14 protein-coding genes are annotated in these 17,338 nt (G+C 70.8%); 13 read left to right on the forward strand and 1 reads right to left on the reverse strand.

Annotation, left to right across the window (positions count from 1 at the left end; genetic code table 11):
* The first annotated feature begins 172 nt into the window (after nucleotides 1-172).
* The 11 genes from KF837_43270 (at nucleotide 173) to KF837_43320 (ending at nucleotide 15,073) form a co-directional block, all read left to right on the forward strand.
* Complete coding sequence (locus KF837_43270) at nucleotides 173-1,441, forward strand: efflux RND transporter periplasmic adaptor subunit (protein MBX3234193.1); 1,269 nt, start codon at nucleotides 173-175, stop codon at nucleotides 1,439-1,441.
* Nucleotides 1,441-2,685 carry an ABC transporter ATP-binding protein gene (locus tag KF837_43275; GenBank protein ID MBX3234194.1) on the forward strand — a complete coding sequence of 415 codons (1,245 nt, stop codon included), beginning with the start codon at nucleotides 1,441-1,443 and terminating at the stop codon, nucleotides 2,683-2,685. Before KF837_43270 ends, KF837_43275 begins: the two co-directional genes overlap by 1 nt.
* Nucleotides 2,682-3,902, forward strand: coding sequence for an ABC transporter permease (locus tag KF837_43280; GenBank protein MBX3234195.1), 1,221 nt, complete (start codon nucleotides 2,682-2,684; stop codon nucleotides 3,900-3,902). Before KF837_43275 ends, KF837_43280 begins: the two co-directional genes overlap by 4 nt.
* Entirely contained in the window at nucleotides 3,902-5,131 is a 1,230-nt protein-coding gene (locus KF837_43285) for an ABC transporter permease (protein ID MBX3234196.1), read from the forward strand. Before KF837_43280 ends, KF837_43285 begins: the two co-directional genes overlap by 1 nt.
* Nucleotides 5,132-5,201: 70 nt before the next feature.
* The gene (locus KF837_43290; GenBank protein ID MBX3234197.1) at nucleotides 5,202-6,248 is read left to right on the forward strand and encodes a hypothetical protein; all 1,047 of its coding nucleotides are present in this window, start codon (nucleotides 5,202-5,204) and stop codon (nucleotides 6,246-6,248) included.
* A 95-nt stretch (nucleotides 6,249-6,343) separates the two neighbouring features.
* Nucleotides 6,344-7,336, forward strand: a complete 993-nt coding sequence (locus tag KF837_43295; GenBank protein MBX3234198.1) for a trypsin-like serine protease — start codon at nucleotides 6,344-6,346, stop codon at nucleotides 7,334-7,336.
* A 232-nt stretch (nucleotides 7,337-7,568) separates the two neighbouring features.
* Nucleotides 7,569-9,728, forward strand: coding sequence for a hypothetical protein (locus KF837_43300; protein ID MBX3234199.1), 2,160 nt, complete (start codon nucleotides 7,569-7,571; stop codon nucleotides 9,726-9,728).
* Nucleotides 9,729-9,821: 93 nt separating this feature from the next.
* Entirely contained in the window at nucleotides 9,822-11,222 is a 1,401-nt protein-coding gene (locus KF837_43305; protein MBX3234200.1) for a hypothetical protein, read from the forward strand.
* Nucleotides 11,222-11,821: an RNA polymerase sigma factor gene (locus KF837_43310; protein ID MBX3234201.1), complete on the forward strand. Its 600-nt coding sequence runs from the start codon at nucleotides 11,222-11,224 to the stop codon at nucleotides 11,819-11,821. The genes KF837_43305 and KF837_43310 overlap by 1 nt, the downstream gene beginning before the upstream one ends.
* 931 nt (nucleotides 11,822-12,752) lie before the next feature.
* The gene (locus KF837_43315) at nucleotides 12,753-13,739 is read left to right on the forward strand and encodes a hypothetical protein (protein ID MBX3234202.1); all 987 of its coding nucleotides are present in this window, start codon (nucleotides 12,753-12,755) and stop codon (nucleotides 13,737-13,739) included.
* 95 nt (nucleotides 13,740-13,834) lie between these two features.
* The gene (locus tag KF837_43320) at nucleotides 13,835-15,073 is read left to right on the forward strand and encodes a hypothetical protein (GenBank protein ID MBX3234203.1); all 1,239 of its coding nucleotides are present in this window, start codon (nucleotides 13,835-13,837) and stop codon (nucleotides 15,071-15,073) included.
* Nucleotides 15,074-15,100: 27 nt separating this feature from the next.
* On the opposite strand, the gene KF837_43325 is transcribed toward KF837_43320, so the two are convergent.
* Complete coding sequence (locus KF837_43325; GenBank protein ID MBX3234204.1) at nucleotides 15,101-15,727, reverse strand: hypothetical protein; 627 nt, start codon at nucleotides 15,725-15,727, stop codon at nucleotides 15,101-15,103.
* Nucleotides 15,728-15,793: 66 nt separating this feature from the next.
* On the opposite strand from KF837_43325, the gene KF837_43330 reads away from it, so the two are divergent.
* Nucleotides 15,794-16,792: a threonylcarbamoyl-AMP synthase gene (locus KF837_43330; protein ID MBX3234205.1), complete on the forward strand. Its 999-nt coding sequence runs from the start codon at nucleotides 15,794-15,796 to the stop codon at nucleotides 16,790-16,792.
* A gap of 66 nt (nucleotides 16,793-16,858) precedes the next feature.
* Nucleotides 16,859-17,257, forward strand: a complete 399-nt coding sequence (locus tag KF837_43335; GenBank protein MBX3234206.1) for a RidA family protein — start codon at nucleotides 16,859-16,861, stop codon at nucleotides 17,255-17,257.
* Nucleotides 17,258-17,338: the final 81 nt, after the last annotated feature.

Raw genomic sequence — 17,338 nt, forward strand, 5'->3', positions numbered from 1 at the left:
GAGCCGTGTGACAAAAGACAAAGCCTTTTGCTTGGGTGGAAGATCGCCACCGGCCGCATCCGAGCGTCATCGGTGGGGATAGGGAGCCTTTCCTCCGCAGAGCTTGGTTCCCCGGCGGGGAATAACTATGGTCCCGGCGACCTTTTAGCCCGCCCGGAAGGCCTCCTTATCAATGACGGAACGCGCTGCAATTACTCAGGATGTTCGCCGCGCCCTCGCGGCGGAGGAGGGGGGCCGCCGCTGGCTTCGTCGTCTGGCCGCGCTCGGCGTGGTCGCGGTGCTGGTGGGAGGCGGGCTCGCCTACCGTGCCAAGAACCGGCCGCTGCCGCCCGCGCGGTACGTGACCGCGGCACCCACCACCGGCGACGTCTCGGAGAAGGTGCAGGCCACGGGCGCGGTCCAGCCGGTGCTCCAGGTCAACGTCGGCTCGCAGGTCAACGGCCGCATCGCGAAGGTCTACGTCGACTTCAACTCCGTCGTGAAGAAGGGCGATCTCCTCGCGGAGATCGATCCGGTGCAATACGGCGCCGCCGCGAGCCAGGTGTCGGCGCAGGTCACCGCGCAGCGAGCGTCGGTCGAGAGCTCGAAGGCGAACGCCGAGGCCGCGCGCATCACGTACGAGCGCACGAAGCGCCTCTACGAGCAGGGCCTCGCCTCGAAGGGCGAGCTCGACACGGCGTACGGTCAGTCCGAGGTGTCGAAGGCGCAAGCGCTCGCGGCGGAGGCGCAGGTCGGCGCGATCCAGGCGCAGCTCCAGCAGTCGCAGACCAACGTCGGCTGGACGAAGATCTACTCGCCGGTCGATGGCGTCGTCGTGAACCGCTCGATCGATCCCGGCGCGACCGTGGTCGCGAGCTTCCAGGCGCCGGTCCTCTTCGTCATCGCGCAGGACCTCCGGAAGATGCGCGTGATGGCCGACGTCGACGAGGCGGACGTCGGCAAGCTGAAGGAGGGGATGGAGGCCGAGGCCGTCGTCGACGCGTTCCCCGGCGAGACGTTCAAGGGCTCGGTCGAGCAGGTCCGCTACTCGCCGACCACGACCGCGGGCGTCGTCACGTACTCCGCCGTCGTCGAGGTCGAGAACCCGGAGGAGAAGCTCCGCCCCGGCATGACGGCGACGGTGACGATCAAGACGAAGGAGGCGAAGGCCGCGCTCCGCGTCCCGAACGCCGCCCTCCGCTACAAGCCGACGCCGCCGATGGGCCCGAACGGCAAGCCGATCCCGCAGCCGCCGGAGCCGCCGCTCACGAAGGGCAACGGCCGCGTGTGGCTCCTCGTGAACGACAAGCCGGGCGACGAGAAGACGGAGCAGAAGCTCATCTCCATCGGCATCACCGACGGCATCAACACCGAGGTGACGGGCGGCCTCCCGCCGGACGCGAAGCTCGTCACCGACGAGACCGACGATCCGAACCAGAAGAAGACCAAGAAGCCCTTCTGATGGACGTGCTGATCGCCTGCAAGCACCTCTCGAAGGACTACGAGTCCGGGGCGGGGGTGGTGCGCGCGCTGCGCGAGATCGACCTCGAGATCGCGCAGGGCGAGTTCGTCGCGATCGTCGGGACGAGCGGCTCGGGCAAGAGCACGCTCATGAACATCCTCGGCTGCCTCGATCGCCCGACCCGCGGCGCCTACGAGCTCGCCGGCTTCGACATCGGCGAGCGCTCGAGCGACGCGCGCGCGATCCTCCGCAACCGCCTCATCGGCTTCATCTTCCAGGGCTTCAACCTCCTCCCGCGCACGACCGCGCTCGAGAACGTGGAGCTCCCGCTCGTCTATCGCGGCGTCTCGGTGAAGGAGCGCCGCCGGCGCGCGCTCGAGTCCCTCGACGCGGTCGGGCTCGCCGAACGCGTGCACCATACACCCAACCAGCTCTCCGGCGGCCAGCAGCAGCGCGTCGCGATCGCGCGCGCGCTCGTCACGAGCCCGCCGATGCTCCTCGCCGACGAGCCCACCGGCAACCTCGACACGCGCACGAGCCTCGAGGTCCTCGCGCTCTTGCAGAAGCTCAATCGCGATCGCGGCATCACGATCGTCCTCGTCACGCACGAGCACGACATCGCCGCGTGCGCGTCGCGCGTCGTCACCTTCCGCGACGGCCGCATCGTGAGCGACGTGCGCGACGAGCCGGTCGACGCCGCGACGGAGCTCGAGAAGCTCCCGCCGCCGGACACGTCGGCGGCGGCGAGCGACGACGCCGACGATCCCGCCGCGGCGGAGCGGCGCCGCCTCGGCGGGCCGGTCCCGAAGCTCCTCTACCTCGCGATGATGGCGGGCGCGCTCCTCGGCGTCTGGCTCGGCGGCCTCTACGAGTCGGCGATCCTCGACCTGAGATCGGGCTGGATCCCGTACGCGTTCGCGTTCGTGTTCGAGGCGCTCGCGGCGGTGTGGTGGGCGCGGCGGAGCATGCCGCGCCCGCTCACGAGCGATCAGCGCGTGCGCGTCGCGCTCACGTACACGCTCGGCGCGGCGGTGGTCCTCGCGCCGCTCACCGCCTTCGGCCTCATGCCGTGGAGCAAGGCGGTCGAGGCGCGCCTCGAGTCCCTCTCCTCGAGCGGCGTCGCCCTCGCGATCGGCGTCGTCCTCCTCGGCCTCGCGACCGCCGCGCTCGCGCGCTACCTCGTCATCGCGCTCGTCACGCCGCTCTTCGCCCCGGTCAAGCGAGACCACGAGAAGCCGGCATGACGCTGTTCCTCGGCGCGGTCCGGCTCGCGCTGTCCGCGATCGTGCGGAACAAGCTGCGCGCGGCGCTCACGGTGCTCGGCATCCTCATCGGCGTCACCGCGGTGGTGATGGTCACCGCGCTCGCGGGCGGCGCCTCCGCGAGCGTGGGCGATCAGATCGACGCCTTCGGCTCGAACATGCTCTTCATCAACCCGCAGAGCGTGCAGACGTCGGGCGCGCGGGCGAAGGCGACCGGCCGCCTGACCGAAGCGGACGGCCGCGCGATCGCGCGCGAGGCGGTCAGCGTCGCCGGCGTCGCGCCGTGGCTCTCGACGATGGGGCAGGTCGTCTACGGCGATAAGAACGTCTCGACCTCGCTCGTGGGCACGACGACGAGCTACTTCCCGATCCGCCGCTTCAGCATCGGCAAGGGCGAGCTCTGGACCGAGAGCGACGAGCTCGTGAAGACGAAGGTCTGCGTGATCGGGATGACGGTCGCGGAGAAGCTCTTTGGCAATCAAGACCCGGTCGGCCGCACGATCCGGATTGGCCGTTATCCATACCGCATCATCGGCACGCTCGCGCCGAAGGGCACTTCCCCTTTCGGCGAGGACCAGGACGACCGCCTCCTCATGCCGATCGGCAGCTTCCGCGGCCGCGTGATGCGCACCTCGCCGGGTCGCGTCGACATGCTCCTCGCCTCGGCCACCTCGGTCGAGACGACCTCGCGCGCGCAGGCGCAGGTCACCTCCATCCTGCGCCAGCGCCACCGCATCGCGGACGGGCGCGAGGCGGATTTCTCGGTGAACACGCAGTCCGAGTTCCGCCAGAAGCAGGAGGCGATCGCGCAGGTGCTCTCCGCGCTCCTCCTCTCCGTCGCCGCCGTCTCGCTCGTCGTCGGCGGCATCGGCGTGATGAACATCATGCTGGTCTCGGTCGCCGAGCGGACGCGCGAAATCGGTATTCGATTGTCGATCGGCGCGCGAGGGCAGGACATCCTCGTCCAGTTCCTCGTCGAGGCGATCGTGCTGTCGCTCGCGGGCGGCATATTGGGTATTGCGATCGGCTCCGGCGCGACGATCGCGCTCGGGCGCGCCCTCGGCTGGAACGCGACCCCGACCGCCGCGTCGATCGGCGTCGCCGCGGTGACGAGCGCCGTCATCGGCGTCGTCTTCGGCTTCCTGCCGGCGCGGCGCGCGGCGCTGCTCGATCCGATCGACGCGTTGAGGACGGAGTGATGCTCTCCGCGCTCCTCACCGGCGTCCGACTGGCCATTCTGTCGATCACGCGCTCGACGCTGCGCGCGGGCCTCACGATCCTGGGCATCCTCATCGGCGTCGCGGCGGTCGTCACCGTCACCGCGCTCGGCGCGGGCGCGCGCGATCAGGTGTCCTCCCAGATCGAGGGCATGGGCTCGAACGTGATCATGGTGTCGCCGCAGAGCGCGGCCGCCTCCGGCGCGCGCGGTGCGCTCGGCTCGGGCGTGCGCCTGACCGAGGACGACGGCAAGGCGATCCTGCGCGAGGCGGTGAGCGTCAGCGCCTTCACGCCCGCGCTCCGCTCCGGCGGCCAGGTGATGGCGGGCGACAAGAACTGGCTCACGCAGTTCATCGGCGGCAACCGCTCCTTCTTCAAGGTCCGCAACTGGAAGGTTGCGCGAGGCGCGGAGTGGGACGAGCACGACGAGGCGACGAAGGCGAAGGTCTGCATCCTCGGCTCGACCGTCGCGGAGAAGCTCTTCGGCAACGAGGACCCGGTCGGCCGTCACGTGCGCATGGGCCGCTACTCGTGGCGCGTCGTCGGCGTCCTCGAGTCGAAGGGCGAGGCCCCGTTCGGCGGCGATCAGGACAACATGGTCCTCCTCCCGATCGGCTCGATGCGCGGCCGCCTCATGCGCACGGCGCCGGGGTTCGCCGGGGTGCTCCTCATCTCCGCGACGAGCGCGGAGACCACGCAGCGCGCGGTCCAGCAGATCGACTCGATCCTCCGCCAGCGTCACCGCATCATCGAGGGGCGCGAGCCGGACTTCTGGATCCGCACGCAGCAGGAGTTCCAGGCGATGCAGGGGGCGATCTACGGGCTCCTCACGGTCCTCCTCGTCTGCATCGCCGCGGTCTCGCTCGTCGTCGGCGGCATCGGCGTGATGAACATCATGCTCGTCTCGGTGACGGAGCGGACGCGCGAGATCGGCATCCGGATGGCGATCGGGGCGCGCGCCAACGACATCATGACGCAGTTCCTCGTGGAGGCGGTGTTCCTCGCCCTCATCGGCGGGGTGTCGGGAGCGCTCGCAGGAGTCGGCCTGATCCACTTCCTCGGCGACACGCTGGGCTGGCCGATGAAGCTCGATCCGACCGCGCTCACCGTCGCGGTGATGACGAGCGCGCTGACGGGCATCGCGTTCGGCTTCTTCCCCGCGCGCCGGGCCGCAGGCCTCGACCCGATCGTCGCTCTCCGGCACGAGTAATGCCACGCGCTCCTTGGCTCGATCGAGGCTTGCGTGTCGGCGCTGGATGAGGCCGAATGAAGTCTTGGCAATGTCCTCGTCCGAGCTCCCGATCCGCGGAACCATCACGAGCTGGCAACCGGACGACTCGATAGGACGAATCAAGCTCGCGTCGGGGGAGGAGGTCCGCTTCGGCCACTCCGCCTGCGTCAACATTCGCCCCGCCGTCGGCGCGGAGGTCTGGGTCGTCGAGCTCGCCCCGCACCCGCTCGGCGGGCGCCGCGCGAAGGTGGTGAGCTCCACCGGCGCGGTCACCTCCGATCGCGCGACCGACGCGCGCAAGGCGGAGGAGCAGCGCGCGCAGCTGCGGGCCGCGATCGAGGCGGAGATCAAGAAGATGCGCCGCGAGCGCGACGTCGATCTCGCGGCGCTCCGGCGCCCGTGGGAGGTGGCGGAGGACATCGGGATGGGCATCGAGGCGATCAAGGCGCTGCGTGACCGCATGCCTCGCGACGAGGTCGCGGCCTTCGCGTCGACGATCGCGGCGGTCGACGACTCCGCGCGCATCTCGACCCGCAAGACGGCGTCGCAGCCGGACCTCCGTCTCTTCGAGCTCGAGTGGGCGGACGCGTGGACGCACCTCGCGCTCTGGACCGATCCGGTCTTCGTGCCGTTCGCGGAGGAGCCGGCCGCGGGGGATCAGCGAGGCAATCACCTCGGCCTCTTCGCGCACCCCGCCGCGCTCGCGACCGGCATCGCGGCGCCGGTGGTGTTCCGCTTCCAGGAGCACGATCCGGTCTTCGCGTGGGTCGCGGAGAGCGCCGACCATTTCGTGCGGATGATCGACGCCGCGTCACGCGGCGACGACGTCGAGTCGCTGCGCGGCAAGAAGCACGACGTGGTGATCTCGCTGATGGACCAGGTGCAGAAGGAGGAGGCCTTCGAGGACGTCGAGCGCAAGGACGTCCACGCCCTCTTCTGGTCCGGCGCCCGCAAGCGCGAGACCGAAGCCGCGAAGCGCCTCGAAGCCCGCTACCGCGATCGCGCCTGGAGCTTCCCGCTCGCCTCGATCGAGGCGCAGCAAATCCTGGCCACCTGGCAAGACAAGATCGACGCCGCGTGGTCGAAGCTGAAGTAGCCACGACGGCGAGACGTCGGATCGGTCGTTCAGGCGCCGTCGGCGCGCTCGCGTTCGCGCTGGCGTGCGGCGGGCACGAGGAACGAGGGGGGAGCGTGACGCAGGCCATTCAGGGAGGCGCCGTCGACACGACGAGCAGCTACGCCGTCGCCGTCTGCCGGGAGGGGGACGACGGCGCTTGCGTCGAGGTCTGCACCGGCACGCTCCTCCTCCCCAACCTCGTCGTGACGGCGCGCCACTGCATCGCGCACGCGCCGAGCACGTTCGACTGCGCCGACGGCCCCACGTTCGGCCAGGACGAGCCTGGTCGTCTCGCGATCGGCACCCGCCCCACGGTCGATCGCGGCGGGGCGGGGTGGCACAACGTCGACGATTTCATCGTTTCAATCGAAAATAGTGCATGTGGCAATGATATCGCTTTACTTGTTTTAGCGGATCTCGTCACGCCCGAGGAGGTCGTGCCCGCCACGCCGGAGCTCTCGCGCGCGGCGTCGGATCCCGCGTTTCGCGGGAGGTTCGTCGCGCTCGGCTACGGCGCGACGGGACCGGCGACGAACGAGGGCGTTGGAGCACGCCGCGTGCTCGAGAACATCCCGGTGGTGTGCGTCCCGGGAGAGGCGAACCTCGACTGCCCGCCAGGCGCCAACGTGCACCCGTCCGAGATGGTGGGAGGTAGCGGCGTCTGCTCCGGCGACAGCGGCTCGGGTGCGTTCGAGCAAGGAGCCTTCGACCGGGGCGAGGCGCTCCTCCTCGGCGTCTTCTCGCGAGGTGGAGAGGATCGAGAGCACTGCTTCGGCTCGATCTACACGCGCCTCGACCGGCACCGCGACCTCGTGCTCACCGCCGCCCGCGAAGCGTCGGCCGACTTCACGAAGTACCCCAGGCCCGCGTGGGCGATGGACGTCAGCGATGCGGGGGCCGCCGGCGACGACGCGGGCGTCGGTCGCCGCGAGGCCGGCGACATCGTGGCTCGGGGCAGCGGCTGCGCGTGCGCGGTCGGGCCGACGCCTGGACTTCGAGGTGGACTAGGTGGGCTGGCGGCGGTCGCCGTCGCCGTGCTGTCTACACGCTTTCGGCGGAGGAAGTGACCTCGCAAACTCTTTTCGGCGTTGCAGAAGTTGCGTAGCGCCATCCTGCATCCACGCGCTTTTTTGCTGGTGGGAGCGGGCCCTATGGAGGCGGCTCGAAAGATGCTTTCTTGCAGCGGCTCTCGTTGCGCCGTGTCGCACATTCCACGATAGAGTACGTGAGTCGGCGGAGATCCGATGATGGAGGACCACAATGACTAGGTGGCGGAGGCACGGCGTTCTGGCCGTGGTCGTGTCCTTCATCATCGCGCTGTTCGCCTGCGGGGACGGCCGACCCCCGGCCGCCGACGACTGGGGCGATCTCGCCAAACCCCCCGATCCCACGCCCCTACAACCGTGCGTGGAAGGCGCGGTTCAACCGTGCAAGGTGTCGATCGACGCGAAAAACTGCTTCTCGGGCGAACAGGTGTGTCGCGGCGGTTCGTGGGGTGAGTGCGGGCGTAGCCAGTTCGGAACGGGGTTCAAGACGAAAGCGGCGGCGCTCGGCACCCAGGGAGCGTGCACGCACAACTCCTGCAACCCGAACTGCCAGGCGTTCGAGGACGAAGTCCCGCCGTCACCTCTTCAAGCGGCAGGCTCGGCGCCGACGCCGGGCGGCCCGGTGGAAGGGTTGCCGCAGAGCTACATCGACGCGGGGCTCCGGGCGTCCTGCACGAACGACAACCAGTGCCAGTTCGACCACCACTGCTCGTCCGGGACGTGTGTGCCGTGGGGGACGGGCGAGTTCGTCAACACCGCTCCCAACGCCGACCTCACCGTGCAGCCCATCTGCGACCCCGACGCCATCACCGTCTGCAACCGCGGCGGCGTCGCGGCCCCGCCGGGCGTGTCGGTGATCGTCGTCTCGGGGGCCTCCGAGAGCACGATGGGGAGCTGCTCGCCGCTAACCTTGCCGGACGGCGGCCCGGGCGGAACGGTCCACAGCACCTGCACGACGGGTCAGGCGATCCCGCCGGGGGGGTGCCGCCAGGTCACCGGCTGCAACGTGACGGGCGGCACCTACCTCGTCTACGCCAACCCGTCCGGTATGCCCGGCTCCGTCACGGAGACGTCATGCGGGAACAACTACTCGGTCGCCTACAACGACGCGGAGTGCAAGTGCTTGGCGACCAGCGTGACCCAGGCCCTCCGCCCTGTGACGATGTTCATGATGCTCGACAACTCGGGATCGATGAACACCACACCGGCGCCCAGCCTCTGGACCTCGACCAAGAACGCGCTCGAGTCGTTCTTCGACAGCACGCAGTCGAACCCGATCAACTTCACCATGCGCCAGTACGGCACCCATGGTGGGTCCAACTGCAACGATTCGTCTTGCAGCACCGCCAACTGCTCCAATTTCGCTACCACGCCATCCCCGCTCGTGGGCGCGCACATCGCTACGATGAAGGGCATGCTCCCCAACTCCGCGCCGGGCGGCGCGGGCACGCCCCACCGAGCGGCGGTGGCGGGTCTCGCGAAGGCGGCGAGCGACTGGCAAACGGCCCATCCGGATCACAAGACGGTCGCTGTCTACATCAGCGACGGCGCAGCCACCACGTACGCCAACTGTGGAGGCACGAACACGGACATCAATGGACCGGTAGGGACCGCGTACACGACGCTCGGCGTCGAGACCTACACCATCGCGATGCCTGGAGCGAGCGTCAGTCTGCTCAACAGCATCGCCACGGCCGGCGGCACGACGTCCTTCAACCTCACAACCGTCCCCGCGGCCAATCTCAACACGGCGGTAACGAACGCGCTGTCGAGCATCGCGGACGCCGTCCTGACCTGCGACGTGCCCATCCCGAATCCGGCCGCCGTCGATCCCGACGACGTCGGGGCCGTCTACCTTCCCAACGGCAATCCCCCGGGGAGCACGATCAACAAGGTCGGCAACGCCGCAGCTTGCACGTCAGGCAACCAGTTCTACCTCGACAATCCGACCACTCCGTCGAACCTGACGATCTGCCCGTCGACGTGCAGCACCATCCAGGGCGATCCGAACGCCATCATCGAGATCACCGGCGGCTGCGCCGGAGGGTACACGCCGCAGACGTTCACCTATGAGTACGAGGGCGATTGCAGCGCGTACACCGGCGCAGCGGTCGAATGGATGTTCTTCTCCTACGACTCGACGATCCCCGACGACGCGAACATCGTCTTCCGCGCGCGCACCGCCGACACGATCGCCGATCTCAGCGCCGAGGCCTACGCGAGCCTCACGACGGCCACCAACGCCACGGAGGTGGTGCCGCCCTCGGCGCCGTTCGACCTGAACGCGGCGCTCCCCAACCCGCAGAGGAATGCGCTCCAGCTCGAGATCACCATCAACCCGACGTCCAACGGCGCCGCGACGCCCAGCCTGACCAGTTGGGACATCCAGTTCTCCTGCACGCCGAACGAATAGGTCGAAGCTGAAGTAATCCGTGCCGATAGCGGCGCGCCGGCAGAAATCGAACCGGCCCGTTAACGATTCCTCGCGGGGCGGCTACGAAGGGGCGTGGCTTATCTCTTATCGGCACTGCGGGCGCTCTTCGTGGCGTTCGTGTTGCTCCTCGCGGCGCCGGCTTGGGCGCAGGGGGACGCGATCTTGTTGCTCGTCCACGGAGACGAGCTCCCGAAGGAACGGCTCCGCGACGCCATCGCCGCCGAGCTGAAGAAGCCCGTCGCGATCGACGCAGGCGCTGGCGGTGCCGGCGGCGTCGTGACCGTCACCTACCGCGCGGCCACGCGCGAGCTGGCGGTGACCTGGGACGGACCGAAGCGAGGGACCGTGAGCCGTGTCGTGAGCGCAGCGGACAAGGTCGACGACGTCGTGCGCGACGCGGCGTTGCTCGCGGGGAACCTCGCGCGCGACGAGGCCGACGAGCTGCTCGGACCCAAGCCACCGCCGCCCGTCGAGCCCGCCGAGCCCGCGGCGCTGCCGCCGCTGCCGCCTCCGATCGAGCCCTCGACGCCGTCGTCGCCGGGCGCGGATCGGCCCACGCCGCCGGCGCGCGATCCGAACGATCGCGACTTCAACCTCGGCGTCATCTATCCGCTCGCCACGAACTTCGGGCGGCCGCAGGTGAAGACGAAGTTCGACTGGAACCTGTTCTCGAGCCGCATCGGTGAGCTCGACGGCTTCCAGCTCGGCGGCGCGAACGTCGTCGGGCGCGACGCCTCCGGCGTTCAGATCGGATGGATCGCGAACGTGGTCGGCGGCACGGCCGCGGGCTGGCAGGTCGCGCCGTTCGTGAACCGCGCCGGCGCGCTCGAGGGGATCCAGACCGCCGCGCTCGTGAACACGGCGGGACGCGCGAGCGGCGGACAGGTCGCGCTCGTCAACCTGTCGGGCGATCTCGACGGCGCGCAGGTCGGTCTCGTCAACGTCGGCGGTCACGTGCGCGGCGCCACCGTGGGTCTCGTCAACGTCGCCGACAGCATCGACGGCGTCCCGGTCGGCCTCGCGAGCATCACGAAGGACGGCGGGATCCACCCGCGAGCCTGGTCGTCGAACGCGTCCTTCGCGAACCTCGGCTTGAAGCTCGCGACGCGGCACACGTACACGATGCCGTCACTTCACTACCACCGTGCCTACCAGCACGATTTCTACGGCGCCGGATTCACGATCGGCGGACATATCCCATTTCGCGCGGTGGACAATGGCCCTTATCTCGACACGGAGCTGGCGTTTTCCTGGCTCTACGCGCCGGAGCGGTCCATCCCGTCGAGCAGCCAGAACACGTACCACCAGCACCTGCTCCAGCCGCGCCTCCGCGCGATGTTGGGGTGGCGGTTCGTCGAGCACTTCAGCGTCTTTGCCGGCGCGGGGCTCCTGACGCAGGTGCGTTTCCTCGACGACGGAGACCGCGCGCTCATCCGCATCGGTCCCGAGTTTGTGGCCGGGGTCGAGCTGTGATGCTCTGGCCCACCGTCGTGGCGCGCGAATCCGTTCTGGCGGAGGCACTCGAAGATCGGATCGCGCGGGGCCACCCCGACGCGATCGTGGAGGCCTATCGCGCGCACCACGCCCACGTCCGCGCGTTCGCGGAGCGCCTCGTCGGCGATCGCATGGCGGCGGAGGACCTTGTCCACGAGGTCTTCGTCGCGCTCCCCGACTCCATGCGTCGCTTCGAAGGCCAGTGCTCGCTCCGGACGTGGCTCATCGCGATCGCGGCGCGGCGGGCGCAGAACCACGTGCGTACGGCGCAGCGCCGTCGTCGCGCGGAGAGCGGCCTCGCGTTCGAGCCGCGCCCCGATCCCACGCGCCCGGACGAAGCGGCGGAGCGCGCGGAGCTCGCGACGCTCCTGACCCGCGCGCTCGACGCGCTGCCGCTCGATCAGCGCGTCGCGTTCGTGCTGTGCGAGGTGGAGGAGCGCACGAGCGTGGAGGCGGCGCAGATGCTCGACACGAGCGACGGCACGGTCCGCGCACGCGTCCACCTCGCGAAGAAGAAGCTCCGCGCGGAGCTCGAGCGCCTGGCCCCGACCACGCCGCGCGCGAAGGAGGCCCCATGAATCGCCACTCGGCGAGCACGACACGTCCGTGTCGTCGCACACATTTTTCTTTGGGCCCGCACGACGTCTTCTCCCGTTTCGGCCTCGTCGCGTGGGGCGCTGGTGGGCCTTCTCACCTACGACGCCTTCATCCCTGTCCCCCGCAGCGCCAAGCCAATGCGGAGGCCTCATGACCCACGACCTGCTCACCATCGCCACCCGCGCCCTCCGCGACCAGACCGCGCCGCGCCCGAGCGACCGCGCGCTCCCCGAACCGACATCGCCGCGCGCGAGCGACCGCGCACTCGCCGAGCCGCTCTCGCCGCGCACGAGCGACCATGCGGAGGCTGCTGCGTCGCGCGCGAGTGACCGCGCGCTCCTCGAGTCGACGTCGCCGCTCGCGAGCGATGGTGCGGTCGAGGCTGCTGCATCGAGCGCGAGTGAGCGTGCGCTCCTCGAGTCGACGTCGCCGCGCGCGAGCGATGGTGCGGTCGAGGCTGCTGCATCGAGCGCGAGTGAGCGTGCACTCCTCGAGCCGACGTCGCTGCGCGCGAGCGATGGTGCGGTCGAGGCTGCTGCATCGAGCGCGAGTGAGCGTGCACTCCTCGAGCCGACGTCGCCGCGCGCGAGCGATGGTGCGGTCGAGGCTGCTGCATCGAGCGCGAGTGAGCGTGCACTCCTCGAGCCGACGTCGCCGCGCGCGAGCGATCGTGCGACCGTCGAGTCGACGTCGCCTCGTGCGGGCGATCGTGCGCTCCTCGAGCCGACGTCGCCGCGCGCGAGCGATCGTGCGGCCGAGGCTGCTGCGTCGCGCGCGCGTGAGCGTGCGCTCTTCGAGTCGACGTCGCCTCGTGCGAGCGATCGGGCGGAGGATGCTGCGTCTCGCGCGCGTGAGCGTGCGTCGGAGGCTGCTGCGTTGCGTGCGCGTGAGCGTGCGTCGGAGGATGCTGCGTTGCGTGCGCGTGAGCGTGCGGTCGAGGGTGCGGGGGCGCGCGCGAGTGAGGGCGCGTTGAGGGATGCGGCGTCGCGCGTGGGGGCGGTGGGGGATGCGGCGCCGGTGAGTGTGCGGGAGCTCGTTGCGGCGGAGACGCTGGCGCGGATCGAGCGGTCGCTTCGCGGCGGTGGACGGACCGGGGCGCGTGCGCGCGTGCGGTGGATTGCGTGGCCGCTCGCGGCGGCGTTTCTCGTCCTCACCGCGTGGGCGAGCGCGTCGGGGCAGCTTGCGCGGCTCGTCGCTTTCGCGACGCACGCGGACGTCGAGCACACGCGCGAAGCGAAGTCCCCCGCACCGTCGACAACCGCTCCGGCAGGATGGGGGCTGCCGCCACGCGCTCCGTCCGCGACAAGCACCGAGAGCGCCGCCGAAACCGACGCGCCTTCACCCTCCGAGCTCGCGCCCTCCGAGCCCGTGCCTTCCGCACCCGTGCCTTCCGAGCTCGGCTCCGCCGTGCTCGCTCCCGCCGCGCCTGCCGCCTCCGCCGCGCTCGGGTCCACCACCCCCACCGCGCTCGCGCTCGCGCCTGCCGCGCCCGCGCTTGGATCCGCGCCTGCTGCGCCTGCGCGCGGACCCGCGGCCCCGCTCGGACCCGCGCCCGCCGCGCCCGCGCTCGGACCCGCGGCTGCGTCGTCGAGTCGTGGCTTGGGCGGGGCTCTAGGGCCGGCGGGGGCGTCCGATGTTGACGTGCTGTACCGCGAGGCCCATGACGCGCACTTCGAGCGGCGCGATCCGCAGGCGGCGCTCGTCGCGTGGGACAGGTACCTCGCGGCGGCGGGGACGAATGGTAAGTTCGTGCTCGAGGCTCGTTACAATCGGGCGCTTTCGCTCGTTCGGCTTGGTCGGAAGACGGAAGCGGTTCATGCGCTAAAGCCTTTTGCGAATGGCGATTACGGCGGATACCGCCGCGAAGAAGCCATTCGGCTCTTGCAGACTCTCGAATAGCGGCTGCGGCCGCGGTCGCGGCGGCGTCGAAGCTCTTGGCGGGCGTGCGGTTGGTCGCACGAACGGCGGCTCTCGTCCTTTTCCTGGAGGTCATCATGGTGCGTCGGTTGGTCGGTGTCTCGTTCCTCTTGCTCGCGGCGTGTGAGATCGAGGTGGTCGATGGGGTGGGAAGCCACGGATCGTCGCGCGCGCGGCCCGAGGTGCCGCGGCTGCCCGCCGAGCCGGCGGAGCCGGGAGAAGGAGGCGAGACCGAGTACACCCGCGTCCCCGGCGCTGGCGACGCGTGCTCGCTCCCGATCGTCCGCGACAAGGAGCTCGTCATCACGCAGCAGAGCGTCCTCCTCGATCGCCGGCCCGCGTGGAGCTTCCGCGCGCGCATGACGGAGCTCGCCGGGAGCGAGGCGGCCGCGGCCTCGTTCACCTACGCCTGGGTCGATCAATGGCGCACCGTGACCGAGGTCGGGCCCGCGCGCGCGCCGGTGACACCTCGGCCCGACGCCGCGAAGGTGCTCGGCGATCCGTTCGCGCTGCGGCTGCTCGCGATCGTGAATCGGCCCGATCTCCGCGCGGAGGACGACGGCTGCGCCGGCGCCGGCGGAGAGCTCCGCTTCGTGTACGGCGCGTCGTTCGCGTTCACCATCATCGTCGAGATCCCCTGGCCTGCGACGCGGACGCCGCGCGCGTGGACCGAGGCGTGGCACGCGCTCGGCGAGCAGAAATTCGGCGACGGCTACAACGCCGCGCTCGAGGCGCTCACCGACGCGATCGTGGGCGCGTCGCCGCCGGCGACGTGGAAGGTGCGCACGAACGAGCGCGCGTTCGGGGCGACGTGGGAGATGCGCGACTTCGCGCTCGCCGGCGGGGCGCTCGTGCAGGTGCCGATCGCGACGACGCCGCGCATCGAGCTGAACGGGAGCGCATCGCTCGATGCGTGGGCGAAGGACAATCGCGCGAGCATCGCCGACCGCTCGTTCGCGTTGCCCTCCGCGTTCCAGGCCGGCGCGGCGCCGGTCCCGAACGCGAGCTTCCGCTGGACGTCGCGGACGCTCTCGGAGACGGAGCGGGCGCGGCTCAGCGGCGAGACGTGCAACGGCTGCCACGGCGGCGAGCACTCCGGCGGGTCGCTCTCGTTCCAGCACATCGCGCCCGCCAACGCACCTTCGTACTACGACGGCAACACGAGCGGCGAGACGCAGCTCTCGCGCTGGCTCCGCGACGAGGAGCTCCCGCGCCGAGAGCGCTCCGTCCGCGCCGCGCTGTGCGCGCCCGCCTGCACGACCGCCCCACCCCCGGGAGGGAACGACGGGAGCGACGACGGCTACCGCGAGCCGTAGCGCTTCATCTTCTCGAGCAGCGTCAGGTCAGTCGCTCCAGACCTGGGCCGCCCAGGCGCCCTTGCCGCTGCCGACGCCGACCGTGAGGGTGACCTCGTCCGCGGCGGTGAAGCACGCGGCGCCGCCCTGAGGCGCGGAGGGGCCCGGCGCCTCGGCGACGACGTCGCCCGCGGAGTCGCGCAGGACGACGACGACGTCCTTCACTGATTCGTCGGTTGCAAAGTACACGCGATAGCAGTGGTTCGCCTCGGCGCGGAACTTCTGGTCCTGGTGCGCGTCCTTGTCCGCCTGCGTCCCGCGGAGGAGCGCGCCGACCGGCTTCATCTTCGAGCTCGCCGCGCAGCCCTCTCCGATCTTCTTCACGAGCGCGGCCGGATCCTTCGCCTGCGCGGAGGTCTGGCCGCCGCACGCGAGGAGCGCGCCGTCCGCCTTCACCTTCGCCTTCTTCGATCCCGCGACGCCGGGCGGCGGCATCGACGCCATCGCGGGGAGACCGCTCGGCGGCGGCGTCGTCGCGAACGACGCCGGCGCGCCCCCGTCGGCGGACGCGCTCGACGCCGGCACCGCGATCGGCTTCGGCGCGGTCCCGCCCTTGCACGCCGCGAGCGCGGTGAGCCCTGCCACAACGAAGAGTCCAACGACCTCGACCTTCACGCGGACAACGTAGCCGAGATTTGAGCTACCGTGCGCGACGTGCCTCGCGTCTCGAAGGTCGACCCCGTGACCCCCGATCCCGTCGCCGTCGCCGAAGCGGCCGACGTGCTGCGGACCGGCGGGCTCGTCGCGTTTCCGACCGAGACCGTGTACGGCCTCGGCGCGCGCGGGCTCGATCCCGCGAGCGTCGCGCGGATCTTCGAGGCGAAGGGGCGCCCCGGCGGACACCCGCTCATCCTCCACGTCGACGGCGAGGAGATGGCGCGCGGGCTCGCGGCGGAATGGAGCCCTCGCGCGGCCGCGCTCGCGGCGGCGTTCTGGCCGGGGCCGCTCACGCTCGTCGTGCCGCGCGCGGCGCACGTGCCGCCGGAGGTGAGCGGCGGCCTCGCCACCGTCGGCCTCCGCGCGCCCGTGCACCCCGTCGCGCTCGCGCTCATCGCCGCCGCCGGCGAGCCGATCGCCGCGCCGAGCGCGAACGCGCACACGCACGTGTCGCCGACGACGGCCGAGCACGTCGTGCGATCGCTCGGCGATCGCGTCGACCTCGTCCTCGACGCCGGGCCGTGCCGGCACGGGATCGAGTCGACCGTCGTCGCGGTCGGCGCGCATGACGAGCCCCTCCGCGTGCTCCGCCCCGGCGCCGTGACGCTCGAAGCGCTCCGCGCGATCGATCCCCACACCGTCGACGCGACGAGCACGATCGCGGAAGGCCCGCGCCCCGCGCCCGGCATGGCGGCGAAGCACTACGCGCCGCGCACGCGCGTCGTCCTCGCGCCGCGCGGTCAGGTCGGGTGGACGGTCGCGGAGGCGACGGTCCCCGCCGCGACGAACAGCTTCCGCGTCGCCGCGATCGTCGCGACCACCTCAGGAGAGAGTGACGCCGCGGGCTGCGAGCCGCTGATCGTGCTGCCGGACGAGCCCGCGGGGTACGCGCGCGGACTGTATTCCGCGCTCCACGAGGCCGACGAGGCCGGCGTCGATCTCCTCGTGATCGAGGCGCCGCCCGACGGCGACGTCGCGTGGTGGGCGATCGCCGACCGGCTGCGCCGCGCGGCGAAGGCCTGAGCCCCGGGATGCTTTACAACTGAAGGGATCGATCCTAATCCCGTCGGGAAGGAGAGGCAGAGTCCCATGGCGCACCAGGTCATCATGCCGTCGCACTTCCCGAAGCCGCGCGGCTACTCGAACGGCATCGTCGCGACCGGGCGCCTCCTCTACATCGCCGGCCAGATCGCGTGGGACAAGGACGCGCGCATCGTCAGCCCCGACTTCGCGACCCAGTTCCTGCAGTCGCTCGACAACGTCATCGCGGTCGTCCGCGAGGCCGGCGGCGCGACGGAGCACATCGTGAAGCTCACCGCGTTCGTCACCGACCTCGACGCGTACCGCGCGGCCACGTCGTCGATCGGCGAAGGCTGGCGCGCCCGGATGGGCAAGTTCTACCCCGCGATGACGCTCGTGAAGGTCGCCGGCCTCCTCGAGCCCGGCGCCCTCGTCGAGATCGAGGGCGTCGCGGTGCTCCCGGCCTGAGCGAAAGAAGACGCCCGTGCCCGCCGCCAAGCGCCGCGCGGAGAGCGAGTGGCCGCGCGACTCCGAGGCGGTGAGCCTCTG

Source organism: Labilithrix sp. (assembly GCA_019637155.1).
Lineage (GTDB): Bacteria > Myxococcota_A > Polyangia > Polyangiales > Polyangiaceae > Labilithrix.

Bases quoted from the DNA above. Each gene is read 5' to 3' on its own strand.
- KF837_43270 (MBX3234193.1), top strand. From the start codon at position 173: ATGACGGAACGCGCTGCAATTACTCAGGATGTTCGCCGCGCCCTCGCG.
- KF837_43275 (MBX3234194.1), top strand. From the start codon at position 1,441: ATGGACGTGCTGATCGCCTGCAAGCACCTCTCGAAGGACTACGAGTCC.
- KF837_43280 (MBX3234195.1), top strand. From the start codon at position 2,682: ATGACGCTGTTCCTCGGCGCGGTCCGGCTCGCGCTGTCCGCGATCGTG.
- KF837_43285 (MBX3234196.1), top strand. From the start codon at position 3,902: ATGCTCTCCGCGCTCCTCACCGGCGTCCGACTGGCCATTCTGTCGATC.
- KF837_43290 (MBX3234197.1), top strand. From the start codon at position 5,202: ATGTCCTCGTCCGAGCTCCCGATCCGCGGAACCATCACGAGCTGGCAA.
- KF837_43310 (MBX3234201.1), top strand. From the start codon at position 11,222: ATGCTCTGGCCCACCGTCGTGGCGCGCGAATCCGTTCTGGCGGAGGCA.
- KF837_43320 (MBX3234203.1), top strand. From the start codon at position 13,835: ATGGTGCGTCGGTTGGTCGGTGTCTCGTTCCTCTTGCTCGCGGCGTGT.
- KF837_43335 (MBX3234206.1), top strand. From the start codon at position 16,859: ATGGCGCACCAGGTCATCATGCCGTCGCACTTCCCGAAGCCGCGCGGC.